This window comes from Vibrio marisflavi CECT 7928 (assembly GCF_921294215.1).
Lineage (GTDB): Bacteria > Pseudomonadota > Gammaproteobacteria > Enterobacterales > Vibrionaceae > Vibrio > Vibrio marisflavi.
The window spans coordinates 887,360-905,527 of the sequence record NZ_CAKLDM010000001.1 but is presented as its reverse complement, the minus strand read 5'-3'; the positions used below and the strand labels follow the sequence as shown (position 1 = coordinate 905,527).

15 protein-coding genes are annotated in these 18,168 nt (G+C 41.0%); 10 read left to right on the top strand and 5 right to left on the bottom strand.

Annotation, left to right across the window (positions count from 1 at the left end):
- Nucleotides 1-83 precede the first annotated feature (83 nt).
- The gene (locus L7A31_RS04025; RefSeq protein WP_237360211.1) at nt 84-404 is read right to left on the bottom strand and encodes a heavy metal-binding domain-containing protein; all 321 of its coding nucleotides are present in this window, start codon (nt 402-404) and stop codon (nt 84-86) included.
- Between the two features lie 178 nt (nt 405-582).
- Here L7A31_RS04025 and L7A31_RS04020 point away from each other — a divergent pair, with 178 nt between their 5' ends.
- The 4 genes from L7A31_RS04020 to L7A31_RS04005 are packed head-to-tail and all read left to right on the top strand — an operon-like array spanning nt 583 to nt 6,179.
- Nucleotides 583-2,400, top strand: coding sequence for an extracellular solute-binding protein (locus tag L7A31_RS04020; protein ID WP_237360210.1), 1,818 nt, complete (start codon nt 583-585; stop codon nt 2,398-2,400).
- Between the two features lie 9 nt (nt 2,401-2,409).
- Nucleotides 2,410-3,498 carry a microcin C ABC transporter permease YejB gene (locus L7A31_RS04015; RefSeq protein WP_237360209.1) on the top strand — a complete coding sequence of 363 codons (1,089 nt, stop codon included), beginning with the start codon at nt 2,410-2,412 and terminating at the stop codon, nt 3,496-3,498.
- Between the two features lie 14 nt (nt 3,499-3,512).
- Nucleotides 3,513-4,571, top strand: a complete 1,059-nt coding sequence (locus L7A31_RS04010) for an ABC transporter permease (RefSeq protein ID WP_237360208.1) — start codon at nt 3,513-3,515, stop codon at nt 4,569-4,571.
- 18 nt (nt 4,572-4,589) lie between these two features.
- Nucleotides 4,590-6,179 (top strand): ABC transporter ATP-binding protein, encoded by a 1,590-nt coding sequence (locus L7A31_RS04005; RefSeq protein WP_237360207.1) that lies wholly within the window; start codon nt 4,590-4,592, stop codon nt 6,177-6,179.
- A 7-nt stretch (nt 6,180-6,186) separates the two neighbouring features.
- On the opposite strand, the gene L7A31_RS04000 is transcribed toward L7A31_RS04005, so the two are convergent.
- From L7A31_RS04000 to L7A31_RS03990, 3 genes are all read right to left on the bottom strand, one after another.
- A complete protein-coding gene (locus L7A31_RS04000) occupies nt 6,187-7,071 on the bottom strand; it encodes a LysR family transcriptional regulator (RefSeq protein ID WP_237360206.1) in 885 nt (294 codons plus the stop codon).
- A gap of 225 nt (nt 7,072-7,296) precedes the next feature.
- Nucleotides 7,297-8,229 carry a LysR family transcriptional regulator gene (locus L7A31_RS03995; protein ID WP_237360205.1) on the bottom strand — a complete coding sequence of 311 codons (933 nt, stop codon included), beginning with the start codon at nt 8,227-8,229 and terminating at the stop codon, nt 7,297-7,299.
- A gap of 215 nt (nt 8,230-8,444) precedes the next feature.
- Nucleotides 8,445-8,837: a PPC domain-containing DNA-binding protein gene (locus L7A31_RS03990; protein WP_237360204.1), complete on the bottom strand. Its 393-nt coding sequence runs from the start codon at nt 8,835-8,837 to the stop codon at nt 8,445-8,447.
- A 242-nt stretch (nt 8,838-9,079) separates the two neighbouring features.
- Between L7A31_RS03990 and L7A31_RS03985 the strand changes: the two genes are divergently transcribed.
- Together L7A31_RS03985 and L7A31_RS03980 are read left to right on the top strand one after the other, a co-directional pair.
- Nucleotides 9,080-10,729, top strand: coding sequence for a response regulator (locus L7A31_RS03985; RefSeq protein WP_237360203.1), 1,650 nt, complete (start codon nt 9,080-9,082; stop codon nt 10,727-10,729).
- Nucleotides 10,729-11,148 (top strand): RNA-binding S4 domain-containing protein, encoded by a 420-nt coding sequence (locus L7A31_RS03980; protein ID WP_237360202.1) that lies wholly within the window; start codon nt 10,729-10,731, stop codon nt 11,146-11,148. The genes L7A31_RS03985 and L7A31_RS03980 overlap by 1 nt, the downstream gene beginning before the upstream one ends.
- 65 nt (nt 11,149-11,213) lie before the next feature.
- Here the strand turns inward: L7A31_RS03980 and cueR are convergent, their stop codons facing one another.
- Nucleotides 11,214-11,600 carry a Cu(I)-responsive transcriptional regulator gene (cueR, locus tag L7A31_RS03975; protein WP_237360201.1) on the bottom strand — a complete coding sequence of 129 codons (387 nt, stop codon included), beginning with the start codon at nt 11,598-11,600 and terminating at the stop codon, nt 11,214-11,216.
- A gap of 312 nt (nt 11,601-11,912) precedes the next feature.
- Between cueR and L7A31_RS03970 the strand changes: the two genes are divergently transcribed.
- From L7A31_RS03970 to L7A31_RS03955, 4 genes are all read left to right on the top strand, one after another.
- Nucleotides 11,913-13,106 carry an acetate/propionate family kinase gene (locus tag L7A31_RS03970; protein WP_237360200.1) on the top strand — a complete coding sequence of 398 codons (1,194 nt, stop codon included), beginning with the start codon at nt 11,913-11,915 and terminating at the stop codon, nt 13,104-13,106.
- A gap of 153 nt (nt 13,107-13,259) precedes the next feature.
- A complete protein-coding gene (locus tag L7A31_RS03965) occupies nt 13,260-16,013 on the top strand; it encodes an ATP-binding protein (protein ID WP_237360199.1) in 2,754 nt (917 codons plus the stop codon).
- A 94-nt stretch (nt 16,014-16,107) separates the two neighbouring features.
- Nucleotides 16,108-17,271 carry an MFS transporter gene (locus L7A31_RS03960; protein ID WP_237360198.1) on the top strand — a complete coding sequence of 388 codons (1,164 nt, stop codon included), beginning with the start codon at nt 16,108-16,110 and terminating at the stop codon, nt 17,269-17,271.
- A gap of 501 nt (nt 17,272-17,772) precedes the next feature.
- Nucleotides 17,773-18,141 (top strand): MazG nucleotide pyrophosphohydrolase domain-containing protein, encoded by a 369-nt coding sequence (locus L7A31_RS03955; RefSeq protein ID WP_237360197.1) that lies wholly within the window; start codon nt 17,773-17,775, stop codon nt 18,139-18,141.
- The last annotated feature ends 27 nt before the right edge of the window (nt 18,142-18,168 follow it).

Genomic DNA, 18,168 nt, shown 5'->3' with positions numbered 1-18,168 from the left:
CTTGCGCTGAGTGCGAAGAGCTGTCCAATTTGGTGCGCATGATGTTTTAAATGTGTATGTTAAATGGTGTATTGAAGCTCTCACTATTCAATAACAACTGCCGTCCCACTTGTAGAAACCATTAACATACCGTTTTTGTTTCCTAGGACTTCGTAATCTATATCCACACCGACAATAGCATTTGCACCTAGCTCGCGAGCTTTTTGCTCGAGCTCTTGAAACGCTATCGTGCGAGCTTTTTCCAACTCTTTCTCATAAGTTCCAGAACGCCCGCCGACGAGGTCTCGAATGCCAGCAAACATGTCTTTAAACATATTTGCCCCCAATATTGCTTCGCCAGCGATAACGCCCTTGTATTGTTTAATTTTTTTGCCTTCAATATGAGGAGTGGTAGTAACTATCATGATTAGTTTTCCTTAGCCAACAGCGCAGTTGGATAGACAAGTACGAAAATAGTTCGATTGAATCGCTATAACAGTGAGCGTTATCTGATTGCAACAAATTAAACTATACATATTCCGGTGGTTTGGGTATACAACAGAGTATATGCGAGCCAGGTTTGAATTTAGAAGGGAGTCTAAAATGGGAGCGCTGAGGTGTTTGTTAGCGGTAACCACACTTTCCGTATTTAGTTTGTGTGCCAACTCTAAAGTTATTGAGTCCACCCATTTAGTCGGGTTTGGCAAAGCAAAATATCCAGAGAATTTCCAACACTTTGACTATGTAAACCCAAATGCTCCCAAATATGGCAAAGTCACCTTTGGGCAGATGGGAACATACGATAACTTCAACCGTTATGCTTCTCGAGGAGTTGCAGCTGCTGCAACGGGAGAGTTATACGATACTCTAATGTTTGGCCCCGCAGACGAAGTTGACTCCTACTACCCGCTTATCGCTGAGAAAGTACGTTACTCTGACGACTTTAAATGGTTAGAAGTGGACATAAACCCCAAAGCACGTTTTCACGATGGTGTTCCTATCACAGCACACGATGTCGAGTTTACCTTTAATAAGTTTATGAAAGAAGGTGTTCCTCAATTTCGCGTATATTACAAAGATATTAAGTCAGTAAAGGCGCTAAATGACAAAACAGCTAGGATCGAAATGGCTGTGCCCAATCGAGAAAAGTTATTTAGCTTTGTTCAAGGAATTCCTGTTTTACCCAAACATTTCTGGAAAGATAAGAACTTTGCTGAACCACTCGATAAACCACCAGTTGGCAGTTCGGCATACAAGATCATTGACTATAAATCCGGGCAAAGTGTCACCTATGGCTTAGTCGATAATTACTGGGCGGAACAGCTCCCTGTTAACGTTGGAAGAAACAACTTTAAGAAGGTGGAATACGACTACTATCGAGATGAAACAGTATTGCTCGAAGCCTTTAAAGCAGGTGAGTTTGACCTTCGCCAAGAGAGCTCTGCAAAATTTTGGGCCAAATCTTATAACGGCGTTAACTTTGATAAAGGTTACATTAAAAAGGAAGAGATCCCACATCATAAACCAGTTGCTACTCAAGGCTTTATTTTCAATATAAAAAGGCCAATTTTCAGTGATCCGAAGGTACGTGAAGCACTTAATTACGTGTTTGATTTTGAGTGGATGAACAAGAACATGTTTTACAACTCCTACGTGCGAACCAGAAGTTACTTTGAAAACTCTGACTATGAAGCGAAAGGGTTACCTTCAAAAGAGGAGCTGGCGATATTAGATCAGTTTAAAGGCAAAATACCAGCGAGAGTGTTTACTGAAGAATATAATCCGCCCAAAACTGATGGAACTGGTCGTATCCGAAAAGAAATGCGCGTTGCTTTTAAGTTGCTAAAAGAAGCAGGTTGGGAGTTAAAAGGTGGTGTGATGACCAACAAGAAATCTGGCGAACCATTTGTCTTTGAGCTGTTAATCTATAGCCCTTCAACCGAGCGTTATGCCATTCCATTGCAAAAGAACTTAAAGCGTCTCGGTATTGAGATGAAGCTTAGAACTGTAGATACCACTCAATATACCAAGCGTTGGAGAGATAGAGACTTTGACATGATTTCGTCTCGCTATTCAGCAATGAACTACCCACGTCCTGATCTTATGATTGTGTGGAACTCTCAGTACTTAGACTCTTCTTATAATCAAGCTGGTGTCACCGACCCAGTTATAGATCAACTCACTCAAGATATCGCGGCGAGTCAGCAAGACCCTCAAAAGTTACTTGCCCTTGGGCGAGCACTAGATAGGGTGCTGCAGTGGAACTTTTATATGATTCCGCAGTGGTATATCAACAAGTACCGAGTTGCTACTTGGGACAAATTTGAGCGTCCGGCCATTATGCCAACATATGATCTTGGTATAGACACATGGTGGGTATCGAAAGAGAAAGCTAAGAAATTACCTGAAAAACGTCAGTAAGAGGTTGTTATGGCGGCTTATATTTTTAGGCGGTTATTGCTTGTAATCCCAACGCTTTGGGCCATTATCACCATTAACTTTTTCATTATACAGATTGCCCCTGGGGGGCCTGTTGAGCAAGCAATAGCTCAATTAGAAGGTCGAAACTCCGGGATAATGGAGCGCTTTGCAGGCGGGGGTAGCAGCGAAGTTGACCTCAGCAAACCAGATGATGCGAAAGCAGGTTATAAAGGTTCGAGAGGGCTTGACCCAGAAGTAGTAGCAGAAATAAAAAAACAGTTTGGTTTTGATAAACCAATCTTAGAGCGCTATTGGGATATGCTGAAAAACTACGCCACATTCAACTTTGGCGAGAGCCTCTTCAAAGGTGGCAATGTAATAGACTTGATTGTTGAGCGTCTTCCAGTGTCTATTTCTCTAGGGCTGTGGAGCACCCTAATTATCTATTTTATCTCAATTCCTTTAGGAGTGATGAAAGCAATTCATCATGGTTCTAGGTTTGATATATGGTCGAGTGCAGTAGTCATTGTTGGATATGCGATCCCCGGTTTTCTATTCGCAATTATCTTGATCATCTTTTTTGCAAGCGGTAACTACTTTAGTTGGTTTCCGCTAAGAGGGTTGGTATCGAGTAACTTTGAGCAGTTAACGTGGTATCAACAGATTGCCGATTATTTTTGGCACCTAACTCTTCCAATCCTTGCCATGGTCATTGGCGGTTTTGCAACGTTGAGTATGCTGACGAAAAACTCTTTCTTGGACGAAATTAACAAGCAATATGTAGTTACAGCGAGAGCAAAAGGATTAGATGAAAGCAGCATTTTATATAAGCATGTGTTTCGAAATGCGATGCTTATCATCATAGCGGGTTTTCCTAGCGCGTTTATCAGTATCTTTTTTACTGGCTCTATGTTGATAGAGGTAATGTTCTCTCTTGAAGGTATAGGGCTTCTTGGATTCGAATCTACGATTCAGCGCGATTATCCCGTTGTTTTTAGTTCCTTGTATATCATGACGTTACTAGGATTAATCCTAAGTATTATTTCTGATCTTACTTATACATGGGTTGATCCTCGTATTGATTTTGAGGCTCGTTAAATATGTTGATAGCTTTGAAAAGGATAATACCAACACGTTTAAAGGAAAAACGCAGTAACCCTTTGAATCAGGCTAGATGGCAACGCTTTCGTGCAAATAAACGGGGCTGGTGGTCTTTATGGTTTTTTGCGGTGCTGTTCTTTATCAGTCTGTTTGCGGAATTTATTGCAAATGATAAACCTTTGTTGGTGGACTACAAAAACGAATGGTATTTCCCTATCTTCCATCAATACCCAGAGACGCAGTTTGGTGGTGAATTTCAAACCGAGGCCGACTATACCGACCCTTATGTCGATGACCTAATTAAAGAGCATGGCTTTATCGTATGGCCACCAATCCGTTTTAGTTATGACACTATCAATTTAGATGTTGTTGGCTCGGTACCTTCACCACCTGATACAACCAATTGGTTAGGGACCGACGATAAAGGTAGAGATGTTCTAGCTAGAATAATCTATGGTTTTAGAATATCTGTACTATTTGGTTTCGTACTGACCATTGTTTCAAGCGTCATTGGTGTCATTGTCGGAGCGACGCAAGGTTACTATGGCGGCTGGCTAGATTTATTGGGTCAAAGGTTTATTGAAGTTTGGTCGGGTATGCCAACACTATTTCTTCTGATTATTTTATCTAGTTTTGTTGAGCCTAACTTCTGGTGGTTACTCGGGATTATGGTTCTATTTAGTTGGATGAGTTTGGTGGGCGTAGTAAGAGCGGAGTTTCTGCGCTGCCGTAATTTTGATTATGTACGAGCGGCTCAGGCCATGGGTGTAAACGATACTCGAATCATGCTACGTCATATGCTTCCAAATGCGATGGTGGCTTCTCTGACTATGATGCCATTTATATTGTCTGGTTCAGTTACGACTCTTACTTCCCTTGATTTCCTTGGTTTCGGGCTGCCGGCTGGCTCTCCGTCTCTGGGTGAGTTACTAGCACAAGGCAAAGCAAATCTGCAGGCTCCATGGTTAGGTATCTCCGCTTTTGTTGTTCTTTCTCTGATGCTGACATTGCTTGTATTTATTGGTGAGGCAGTCCGCGATGCATTCGACCCCCATCACCACGGCAAATAGATAGAGGTAATAAACGTTATGTCGAAACCGGTGCTAACCATCAATGAGCTATCTGTTGGCTTTGGCAGGCAAGGTCAAGTAGAGCAGGTTACAGACAAAGTAAGCTTATCTATAAAAAAGGGAGAGACTTTAGCTCTAGTTGGAGAAAGTGGTTCAGGGAAGTCTGTTACAGCGAATTCAATACTCAAACTTCTACCAAAAACATCCGCTCATTACATGAATGGTAGTATCGAGTTTGATGGCAATGACATGCTGAGTTGCTCAGAGAGAAGACTACGAGGCATTCGCGGTGGTCGTATTGGAATGATCTTTCAAGAGCCGATGGTCTCGCTGAATCCCTTGCATCGAATTGGTAAACAGCTGATTGAAACACTCTCAATCCATAGAGGAATGCGTCAATCTAAAGCAGAAGCGCTAGCGTTAGAGTGGATGAAAAAAGTGGGTATTCGATTCCCAGATAAAAAAATATCCGCTTATCCACACGAGCTTTCTGGAGGTGAGCGCCAACGTGTCATGATTGCTATGGCCTTAATTAATGAACCAGAGCTGCTTATCGCTGATGAGCCCACAACTGCTTTGGATGTATCTGTACAAGCACAAATACTTTGTCTATTAAAGGAGCTGCAGCAAGAGCTTGGAATGGCAATGCTCTTTATTACTCATGACCTGAGTATTGTAAAACGCATAGCGGATCGAGTAGCAGTTATGCAAAGTGGTCAGCTTGTTGAAGTGGGAGCGTGTCAGCAAATATTCCACAATCCAGCTCACCCTTATACAAAACAACTTATAGACTCAGACCCCAAAGGTTTACCAGTAGCAACATGCACGGATGCTCAAGAGCTGTTAAGTGTTGAACAATTGAAGATTTGGTTTCCAATCACAGGAGGTTTGTTTAAGCGTACAATCGGACACATTAAAGCTGTGACTAACATGAGCTTTATGCTTAAAAAGGGTCACTCAATTGGACTAGTTGGTGAGAGTGGATCTGGGAAGTCAACCACCGGCATGGCGATACTTAAGCTAGTATCTTCTGAAGGGGCGATACAGTATAAAGGAACTTCACTACAACCATTAGACAGAAAAGGGATGTTACCTTTCCGAAGCAAGATGCAGGTGGTTTTTCAAGACCCTTTTTCAGCTCTAAACCCGAGAATGTCTGTAGCGCAAGTTATTGGGGAAGGGTTACGCGTTCACTCGGAGCATGATGAACAAACCATAGATGCAATGATATGTGACGCGATGAAGGAAGTTGAATTAGACCCTGATACTCGCCATCGCTATCCAAATGAATTTTCTGGGGGTCAAAGGCAGAGAATTGCAATCGCGCGAGCGTTAGTTCTTAAACCAGAGTTCATATTGTTAGATGAACCGACGTCGTCGTTAGATAGAACGGTGCAGTCACAAGTGTTAGATTTGTTAAAAGAATTGCAGGTTAAATATCAGCTAACTTATTTGTTTATTAGCCATGACTTAAACGTAGTCAAATCCCTTTGCCACTATACGATTGTCATGAGGAATGGAGAGATAATTGAACAGGGTGAAACTCAATCTTTGTTTCAAAATCCAGCACACGATTATACGAAAGAGTTAGTTAGTCTATCAGTGTAATGCTATATCAACTCTTTACTAAGCTAGGTAGCATTTCAACCAGTTTATGTGAGGTGGTTGAAAGTGGCGTCGATTGAGAGCGGAAAATCGATAGCTGATAAAACACGTCGTTAACAGGCAGCTTAACCAATTCACCCGTTTCCAAATATGGCTCTACATAATCTTTTGGAGCAATAGTGAATGCCAACTGTCCCAAGGCAAGGTCGATACAGCATTGGATATTATCGATTTCTTGAATCGCATGTGTTGTTGGGTCTGGGAACTGAGTGATAATTTTCTGCAGATGCCACTTCAATGTACTAGGTATTGCCCAGTTGCAATGTTTTTCAACGTCCTGCTCAGCTGAACGAACACAAACCAATGGAATGTTTGTCAGTGGAGAAGATATTAGGCTGTCACAGTTTATCGTTTGTTCACGACCCGAAATACTACTAATAAAAAAGTCTATTTCGTTCTTCGCTGTCATTTCGTTGAGTGTTTCACAGCTACCTGATGTTAAAAACAGAGAAAGGTCTGGTATTTTCGAATAGGCACCTCTGGTTAACTTACTGCACAACCATTGAGGGACAAGGGAGTCTATACCGATTCTAACCTCTTGATTGTTGATTTTGTAAATGTTTTCAGCGCGCTCTTGAAACTTTATTGCAGAAGAAAATAAATCGACGGCATATGAATACAAGTTGGTTGCAGCAGGGCTAGGCTTTAGCTCGCGCGTATGTCGATAGAATAATGTTAAACCAAGGTAGTTCTCTAACTTTTGTAGATGTTTAGTCATAGCTGACTGAGATATGTTGCATCGAGACGCTGCGTTAGAAATACTTTTTAATTCATAGATAGAAATAAAAGACTCTAAGTGACGCATTGCAAGGTTATCAATAACTCTGGTGCTCATATAAACTATATAAATATAAGTAAGGCTTTGGATGGATAATATCACTTACTATTTAACGCATAGAGTTATAAATCTATTACCTTTTGGAATAAGTCTATAGTTACAATAAGATAAGATAAAACCGATTTATATTAGGTTAAAGTTTAAACAATTAAACTAGAAAGCTAAGGTTGTCAAAATATTATAAACAGAGTGCATAATGACTCTATTTAAATACACAACTTGTTAACAATAGAAGCTATCTGCCAATATTTTCATTGATGAAATGATTTTTTTACTATTTAGTGATAGAGGGTTATTGGTTAAGGTATAGACAGAAATCGTAAACTCTTCGAACCCTTGTGGAGTCAAGTCAATAAGGCTACCTTCGTCAATCTCTTTTTGTACCAAATGTCTAGGTACAACAGTAACAGCAGCTCCCTGTCTCGCTAGCTGAAGACGAATATCAGTGCTATTAATGCGGTAGGTCACACAGCCATTTTCTAGCAGCGTATTGTAAAAGTCATGCCAACGAGACCTTTTAGCATTGTCACCGCCAATTTCACTTACAGTTGCCCATGGGTAATACTGTGGATCGTTGCCTTCTTCGTAAAATGGAGCATTCGGAGAGACAACATGAGCAATAGGAACTTTATAGAACTCTTTAACACTAATCTTATCCATATTAGAAAAGTAGTGTTGAGCTTCCTCATAGCATAGCAAAAAGTCTACTTCACGATTTAGCAATAGCGCGTTTAGTTCAGGTAGATTACCATCTGTAATGCTGAGTTTTAGCTTAGAAAATTCATTGGGAAACAATTTGGTAAGAAAGTGGCCGAACTGATTTGATAGTATTTTACCCATGCCAATTCGAACTTCTCCTAGCTGAGAAGATTTTATGCTTTCAATGCGTTTTTCTACACTATTTGCAGCTCGAATGAGCTCTACACATTCATCGTATAAAAGCTGTGCAGGCTCGCTAGGGTGAACATTTTGTGTGTCACGGTGAAAAAGAGGCAAGCCGAAGTTTTTTTCTAACGTTTGGATACTTTTTGTAATTGTAGGCTGAGATACGTTGCATGCTTTCGCCGCTTGCGAAAGGCTTTGGGTTTCGTAAACTTTGAGGAAGTATCGTACGTGGTTGATATTGATGTTTGCGGACTTTGTAAGCTTTGACATGCAGAAACTACTCTTTTACCTTCCAACTACAAATGATATTTGTGTGAATACATTTGGCATTCATTTTGTAAGCAACTGTTCTATATGGAAAAATACAAATGGAGGTTTGTATAAAACGCATACAGAATGGTGGGTTAAAACGCGCACACTATAAATTGAATTATTTATTATGTCTATTGGTTTCGAGTGTCAAATAGCTAGTTACGAGACGGTGTTCAGCGGATGCATAACTCGGTATAACCAGTAGAATCATCCATTTCTCGGTCAAACTCCAAACACTCATACTTAAATAATACAAGTTCAGCCGTTGTATCGATAATCGTCCCTTCAAGTAAATGTCCGCCTAGCACGTTCCCTTGCTCATCAGCACAAGAAATATGAATATGCTGATGGTTCGGAGTTAATGTACCCATGATAGAAACGATCTCGAATGGAGCATTCAAGGATAGAGTATCAATAGATCCTGCTAACCGCAGGGAAAGGTGAGATACACAACCTACACATGACGCAATATTCCCAGCTTTGATATCGTGTAGAGCCACTAACTTTGCTATTTCTTTCTTCAAATCAGCCCCTTCAGTAAGGCGGATGGCGAGTGGGGTAATCATGATAATTGACCTGCAAGATTATATTGGGTGCCGATTGTATTGTTTTGTGAAAAGTATGTAAATTGCCCTCAATACGAGTAGTTGTTTGCTTGATGTACATTTGTTGCACTTACTAACACTAAATCTTGTAAGGCTAAACAAAAACTTGGAGCATTAGCCAACTTCTCTTAGTTTGCCATTTCTTATATGCAGATCTTTTTGTATTATTCTGCTCTTTCCTTTTTAATCTATCGAAGTAACAGATGTCTGCATTGCCTCATAATGTTAGTAAAGCCCAAGTTCTTATCGCAGATGAATCTCCATTGGTTGTGGCTAACCTCAAAATTTTGTTACGAGAGATGGGTTTCAGTGACCGTCTAGTTTGTGTTGCTAAAGACCGCAGCAACGTTATCTCTTCTTTACGCAAGTATTCGATAGATTTGTTTATTTGCGATGCTCATTTTTGTCAAAACGCAGCTGGGGCTTCAATCTTAACTGAAGCAAAAGAGAGAAACCTTATTAGCCCCTCGTGCATTTTATTTATCCTCACTAGTGAAACAGACAGCGAGCATCTCAGAACAATCGTTGATGCAGGAGCGGATGACTATGCGACTAAGCCATACTCATTATTTGGTTTAAAGCGACAGTTAAAGAGTGTTTGTCAAAAAAAGCTGTCGTTAAAGAGTTTGTATCAACTGGATAAAACGAAATCGACCAAAGAAATAGAAGAAAAGTTTACTCATTTTTGTCAACTTGTCCCTGAGCAAACAGAAGAGATAGATAAAATTAAAGGCGACTATTACATTTCTATTAATGACTATCGCCTTGCGTTGGTACATTTCAAAAAAAGTAGCCTTAAATACTCAATGCCTTGGCCCTATGTTGGTTTGGCAACATGCCTAATACAGTTAGGGGATTATGGGAGAGCTGAGAGTTACCTAAATGAGACGATAGACAGTTTTGGCACTTCAAGTCCTAAAATATTGGATACGCTCGCGCATGTCCGGTTACTTAAAGGAAATGTCGAAGGCGCAATACTCTGTTTGAATAAAGCTGACGACATTGCAAAGGGGAATCGGGATAGGCTTCGTTGCCTTACAACTCTCTATGAGTCATCGAATATTATAGATCGCGCGTTTCAAGCGTCTCAGCTTGTTGCGCAGCTCGCTTATCAGGGACAAAAGGAACAAGTATCTGAACAAATCGATACGTTGCGACTACAGGTGCAGCTGGAGTCGTCCGGTAGCCTTTGGGACTCCTCATTGATAGAAAAGCAAGCTCGAGCAATTGAGAAAACTGCACGGTTTGATAATGACAAACTTTCGTTAATTCTATTAAAAGCGCATATCACGCTATTAAATAAAGATCATCGTACTTTGCGCTCTCTTTTTAGTGCGTTGTTGAAGGGGTTAGATCGACTTGACGCGTCCAACTGTTGGTATTTGCTCAATTTACTTTTTTGGGCTCATGACGATTATTGGTTTAAGAGAGTGGCAGCTCACTATAATTTTCTCATTGGCAGCAATAAAAAAACACGACTTATAGATGTCTGCGAAATCCTGCGAAGAGACTCCTTAGTTAAACAGCTTGAGAAACGACAAGAATTACTAGAGACTGCGTTGTCTGAAGTTCGACAATCTAAAACTGATAGTACATATAAAGCAGTTTTATCTGCGATTGAATTAACAGCTAATCGCCCGTATTGTGTACCATCAGCTTTGTTAGCAATAGAACTGATGTCTGAGCACTTTCCAAAAGATGTTCCGCGTCAGTCGTTGCGAAAGGTTATTACCAACTCTGAACAGTTAATAGCCTATTCAATTAGCTTAAGAAACTCGGATAAAGAAAAAACGCTGTCCTTGTTAAAGCAAGTTAAACAGAAATTTAATCAATTAGTTAGTGTTACAGAGTAATGAATAGCGATACAGAAAATTACGCAGATGAAAATCAAGAGATTGAAATCGAGGCGTCAGCGATAGAGGTTCTTAGCCAACCAATAGAGTTGTACAAATTGCTTAAAGTCGCAAACCTTGTGAGTGGCGGGGGAGAAGCAAAGTACGCAATCGCCGAGGGCTATGTCGCGGTTAACGGTGAGTTAGAAACCCGCAAAAGAAGAAAAATGTACGATGGCGACTTTTTCGAATTCAACCAAGAGTTTTATGTCGTAATACTCAATGAAAATTCGTCAACGGAAGCAAATAGCAGCTTTGAAAGCGAGTTGATTGAAAGTGAAAACACAGAAGTCCAACATAGCCCAAAACAGCCAGAAAAGCGTAAACCCGAAAATAAAGGCAAATCCCAAGGACGCCGCAATTTGGACTTCCTCGGTTAAATTGAAGTAATTCGTCAAATTGAATCAAGCAGCCGAACATTACACAGTCGGTGGAAAGTCTACGGTTACTTTGTTAGTTCATCAATAATAGGGCAGTCGGCGTTGGTGTCACCAGGACAAGCGTCGACCCACTGACTGAGTTGGTCGCGTATTTCGGTTAGCTGCCTCAGTTTAAGATCTATCTCTTCAAGTTTCTCTTTCGCTCGTTGCTTCACTTCGCTGCTCTTACGCGTAGGGTTGTTGGCGAGCTGTACAAATTCTTTGCATTCAGCTAATGAGAATCCTGCACTTTTAGCACGAGCGACGAGGTTCAATTCTTGGATATGCGTATCACTATATTCACGATACCCAGAATCAGAGCGATAAGGCGGTGTAATCACTCCTTTTTCTTCATAAAGCCGAATTGACTTGCTTGAAAGGCCAGTTAGCTTGGAAGCTGTACCGATATTCATTTGTGTCCCCTGCGGCAACGACATCTTCATTTGGCTCATTGTAACTTGTTAGATAAAAAAGTGTAGTGCTTACCGATCTTAGATGCGAGTGTGGGTGTTTTGCTTAAATACAGAAGCGAACTTTACCGTACAGATATAATATTTTTAAGTGACTAAAAAAATCCTTGTTTGTTTTAGATCAACGAAGAGTGGGGAGTAACATAAAATTCCATAAAATATTATTGAAAGATTCAAATATTATTGAATAATGGTTTTACATACGGTGGAGCCATGCCACACCGTCATTCTATAAAAATTGAGGATACGTATCTTATGTCTAACTCTTATGTTTTAGTCATCAACTCAGGTAGCTCTTCTTTAAAGTTTGCCATTATTGATTCTGTTTCTGGCGACGCTATTGTTTCTGGTTTAGGAGAGTGTTTTGGTTTGCCTGAGGCGACGATTAGCTGGAAGTTTAATGGAGAAAAGACGCAAGAAGCGATTGAAGCGCAGGGAAATCACCATCAACATGCGATTAAACGACTGGTTACTTTGATTGAGTCATTAGGTTTTACCAATGATATAGTTGCAGTCGGCCACCGAGTTGTACACGGTGGAGAGAAATTCACGTCGACAGTTAAAATCGACAATCAAGTCCTCACTGAAATTGAACGATTGTCTGACTTAGCGCCTTTGCATAACCCAGCGGGAGCAAAAGGTATTGAAGCTGCAATCGAAGCTTTTCCTAACTTACCTCAGTTCGCTGTTTTTGATACAGCATTCCATCAAACGATGCCTACAAAAGCATTTACTGCAGGTATCGATAAAGACCTATATACAGAATACGGTATCCGTCGCTACGGCTTCCACGGCACCAGCCATTTCTACGTTAGTCGTCAAGCGGCCAAGATCCTAGATATCCCAGTGGAAAAATCGGGCTTCATTACAGTTCACCTAGGTAATGGAGCTTCTGTTTGTGCGGTACAAAATGGTAAGTCTAAAGATACATCAATGGGCTTCACCCCGCTTGCTGGTTTGATGATGGGTACACGCTCTGGTGATATTGACCCAGGCATTCTTGAGTTTCTAATGAAGAAAGGTTGGAGCCAAGATCAAGTCTTCGACATGCTAAACAAAAAGTCTGGCTTCCTTGGCGTATCTCACATTACTTCGGATGCTCGAGGCATACTAGAAGCGATGGAACAAGGCCATGAAGACGCTAAACTTGCATTTGAGGTCTTCACTTACCGAGTTGCTAAATACATTGCATCTTATTTGATTCCACTAACAAGCCTAGATGCTATCGTATTTACTGGTGGTATTGGTGAGAACTCAAATATCATTCGCGAAGAAATCCTAAACAATCTTTCGCTATTAGGCTTCGTTGTTGATTCAGAAGGCAATGACAAAGCACGCTTTGGTAACGAAGGTATTATCGCTCGTTCTGAGTTGTTAGGCGCTGTTGCTATGGTTGTGCCAACTAACGAAGAGCTAGTTATTGCACGAGAGTGTGTTGAGCGCTTGTAACTTAAAATACTAATCGTTTGATATCCAACCAAAGCCCAAACATCATTGCTTGGGCTTTGTTATTTTTGCGCTAGACTCAAGTTGATTTAGTGGACTCTAAATCCTTGTGTTACTCTTATTTCATTACCTTATCAACGACCTAACTTCTAAGCCATGGCTATACTGGAACAACATACCTACACATTTGGCCATTGGCGAATTGACCTCAATGAACGAAAACTTTTCAAGGAAAGTAAGCCCGTTGTTTTAACTGATAGAGCATTCGATGTTTTGCACCAGTTAGTTGCAGCAAAAGGCAACTTAGTGACAAAGGATGAACTGCTTGAGCTCGTTTGGCGAGGTGTTGTTGTAGAGGAAAATAGCCTGCAAGCCCAAATTTCTGCTATTCGGAAAGCTCTTGGCACTGATAGGGCGATGCTTGTTACTGAGTTTGGTCGAGGCTACCGGTTTTTATCAGTATCGAATGCACTTGAAGACAACGCTGTAAAGTCATGTGAACTGCCAATATCTCAACATGAGCAAACAACGCTAATCGGTCGTAATCGAGCAACCTACGAGCTGGAAACACTAGTTAAGAACTACGATTTAGTTACTGTAACTGGCACGGGTGGAATAGGAAAAACTAGCTTAGTGATTGCTGTCAAGAAGTTGCTGGAAGAATCGCAAACTTTAGTATGGCTAGTCGAGTTAGCTTCGTTAGCTGATGACAGGATGCTAAAACTAGCTATTGCGAATTGCTTTAACTTAGACAGCGATATCGATCAGGCCTCGTCAGGCGACCTACGAGCCATTAGTAGGCTGCAAGGAGTATTGATTCTAGATAATTGCGAGCACCTCATTGATGGAGTTGCGAGGTTGGTTGATCTGCTTAGAGGTATCGCACCCAACCTAAAAATAGTGACTACCAGCCAAGAAGCGTTGCGTGTTAGCGGTGAGCAACTTTATAAGCTTAGCCCTCTGGATGAAACACCAGCTGCAGCTCTATTCTTAGCCCGTAGCAGAGCGATTAAGCACGATTTCTCTCCATCAGAAGAAGACCAAGCGACTATAGCCGCCATTTGCTGTCGCTTAGATGGCTTACCTCTAGCAATTGAATTGGCAGCCGCAAGGCTAACTTCTGAAACGGTATCTGAAATTCATGAAGGCTTGTCTGAACGATTCAACTGCCTTGTTACAGGGAAGAGAACGTCGCTTGCTAGGCATCGCACATTGTTCGCCACCATTGAGTGGTCATATAACTTGCTAACAACTGAAGAGAAGCAGTTTTTTCAAAGGCTTTCTATTTTTGCCAAAAAGTTTAATAAAAATTTGGCAGGCGAGTTGTTTGCGCGTTTTAACTTAACCAAGTGGCAAATTTCTAACCTCTTACATGGTTTAGTTGAAAAATCACTTTTGCAAACGGAGACAGTAGCTAATCAAACGCGGTACTTTTTCTTAGAAAGCATTCGATGTTACTCAATGGACCTATTACAAGACACTGGTGAACTAGAATGTTTGCGTCGAGAGCTCGCTGAAGTGTGCTGCAACGAAACAGAAAAAGCATCGATAGAGTCATTGAAGCTACCTTCGAAGGTGTGGCAAGAAAAGCACAGTATATTGCTAGCAGAGATACGCTCGACACTGGATTGGTCATTACATCGCCCTGAGCATTTACACCTCGGCGTTCAGCTTCTAGAACATGCGACGCCTTTTTGGATTACTTTTTCTCTTTACGACGAATGCCGACACTATATTGAGCCACTTCTCGATAAAAATATTACTATTTCCGAGCTTCAAGAAATGTACTTAAATTCTTCGCTTGGAAAATCGTTGTCATGGAGTAAAGGCCCAATTGTAAAAACAGGGCAATGTTGGCATAAAGCGCTAGAGTCGGCTGAAAAGTTTGAGGATAAAGAAACTCAGCTACAAGCTTGTTATGGGTTGTGGCTATACTATTTGCGCTCAGGGGACATTCAGCGGTCGCTCGATTACGCTGATTTGATGACTAAAAAAGCTGACTTATTCAATGACCGTGATGCTTTAGAAACGGCTAAACGGATTCAAGGCTCGTCTTCGTTGTTTTTAGGCGAACTTGAACAGGCCCAACAGCGGTTATCGCAGTCTGTTGAATACTTCTCCAAAAGCCGTTCTTCTTTACCGTATAGGTTCGGGCTTGACCAACTCGTCGCTGCTCAAGCATTCCTATCACGAACTCTTTGGGTGTTAGGACAAACAGTTGCAGCAAAACAACTGGCATCAGATAGCGTATCAAGGGCAAAGGAGTTAGATCATATCAGCTCTCTATGCTGTGCTTTGGCAGAAGGTGAGTGTGCTGTTGCTTCGTTGAACAAAGACTATTCCAGCTTACGAAGCTTAGCACTAGAGCTTAAAGAAACGTCTTCAAATTCAAACTTAGCGTTTTGGAAAGCTTATGCTGATATATATTTGATTTGGGAAAGCGTTAGAGGTAATCAGCATTCAGCTGATTTGGCTCTAGTAGCAGACAAGCTCAACTCGATTAAATTGAGCAACCTACACTGGTCCTATACCACACTCATAGTTGAGATATGGTCAGAGCTAAACTATAAAGATCAGCTCGAAGCAACTTTGCTTACTGACAACCAATTAATGGATCAATACTGGGCAGCGTCAATGTTTCTTGGTATTCAAGCTTCTTGTTTACTAACCAAAGGCGATCTTAACTTGATGAGGGACAAGCTAAATGTTGCGGTTGATGTTGCTGAGGAGCAAGGGGCAAAAGCTCTTTTACTTCGTGCTTTGATAAGCCAGTATCATTCAATGCATGAGCAAGTAGAGAGCGAGGCCGTTTTGCAAAAGATAGAACAATGTTTAGAGTCAGTCGATGCAGACAAGCAAAACCAATACGTTCTAGAGGCTCATAAGATATTGGCTCAGAGAAAAGGTTGAAGAGTAAAATTTCAGACGTCTGAATTCTGTATCAAAAGATTTAAGATGAGAACTATGTCAACATATCGATAAAGTAACACTTCCGAGTATTGAAATGTCAAAAAATCATCGTTTAGTTCCTGTCCTAATGTATTTTCTGATCGCATTTGGCGGCATTGTAGTCGATATCATTGTGCCTTCACTACCTTCTATTCAAAAGGCCTTTGCTTCGACGGAAGTGCTGACGCAATGGGCGTTTACTGCTGCAATGATTGGTTTTGGTGTTGGGCAGTTTTTTGCGGGTTTCATTGTCGATGCACTTGGTCGCAAAAAACCGATGTTGATTGGCGGAGCCTTATTGGTCGCATCTCTTTTTCTAACCACCACTGTACCCTCTATACAATTAGTTATCTTATTGCGAGTTATTCAAGGTTTGTCAGTGTCTCTAGTATGCGTAGGTGGCCGAGCGGTAATAAAGGACATATATCATGGCGAAGAATACTTAAAGGCTGTTAACTGGATAACCATTTCATTTGCTGTAGGGATAACAATGTCACCTTTTGTCGGAGCCTATATTCAGGATATGTTTGGCTGGCAAATGGTCTTTGAGGCGGTCGGAGCGTGTGTATTTATTGGTACGTTATTGCTGTCAGTGACTTATAAAGAAACTCATACTAACCAGCAGCCAATTAGGTACACCACAATAAAAAGCAACTTAGCCGAGATGTTTTCTGATAGCCGTTTTTTGCGCTCTGCAATAATCTGCGGAGTTTTCTACAGCATTCTGCCTGCATTCAACACAGTCTCGCCATTTTTGGTTCAGAATCAATTGGGCTACAGTCCAGTATTCTATGGCTATATAGCGCTTTTCTTAGCGGCTTGTTGGCTACTGGGTAACTCAATGAACATCATTCTTTTTCGAGTTTCCGCTGCTACAAAAACGACGGTATCCTTATCTGCTTCTTTCATTGCGACGTTAATTAGTGCGATATATCTGTGGCTAAATGGATTGAACTTATATGTGTTTGTAGCACCTGTAGCTGTCATTATATCCTCGTTAGGAATGTTATTCCCTCTGTACCTTGGCCGTGCACTCGCACCGTTTAACCATATAGCCGGTGTAGCAAATGCAACTGTGTTTTCAGGTAGTTGGATAGCGACAGCGATAATATCGTTTGCTGCATCATCACTGCCGTCTACTTCTGCAGAACCTTTGCTTATTATGTACTTGGTACTTATTGTGTTTGTACTAGCGATCAAAGGAAATGTAGCTAAGTAGTACTCGCTATTTTTGTACGGCGCTATATTTGTTCATTGAACTATAGCGCTGTTTTGGAGCCGATCCGGTAGTGTTATTCCATATTTGTCTAGGCCTTCTTGGTCAACATGGATATCTAGTTTGATTCCAAATCATCGTGTGCTCTGAACTAAGTTGTCGGTATGTATCCATGTAGATCAAATCAATATGGTATTTATCGCTAACGACGTTTTTTAACCCTCGACTTGCCTTTGTACCCAAATCATGCCTTCATGATAGCTCGCAATGAATAAAATATTTTTTCCATTGAGACCGGAGCTGAAAATCAAGCTTGATAGGAGCAATGCAAATATTGATAGCTTCATACAGTACTCTCTAATTCCTCTGGCCAATCCGAAAATAGAATTAGAGATTGCTATTAGTGGGCTAATTGAGCAGTAAAGAGCCTGTAGGTAAGCGAGTAAGTAAGTTTGCTTATATTGCTGAGCGGCAGATTAAACGTGAAACATAAGGAATTGGATTATGGATGAGTTGAATCAATTGATTGGTGTTGCGCGGCGTAAAGCGGACCTTGATAAGGTTACGTCGTGGTCAGCTGGCTCACAAACTTACTTACAGGAAATCAAAAACGAAGTTGATGAAGTCGTTGAAGAAATTGAAAAAAAAAGGCTATGTTTCCTAGAAGACGAGTTGGCAGATGTTCTATGGGATTACGTCAATTCACTTATAGCGTTAGAGCAGGAAAAAGGCGTTTGTATTGACTCGGTTTTGCGTCGAGCGTGCAGAAAATATGAGGAAAGAGTGTCTGCATTGGAATCTGGAATTGCTTGGGACAACGTTAAGCAAAAACAAAAACAGCGACTAATAGAAGAGCACGCTAAAGCTGAATAGAGAAGCACCTTTCGTTATGTATTTTTA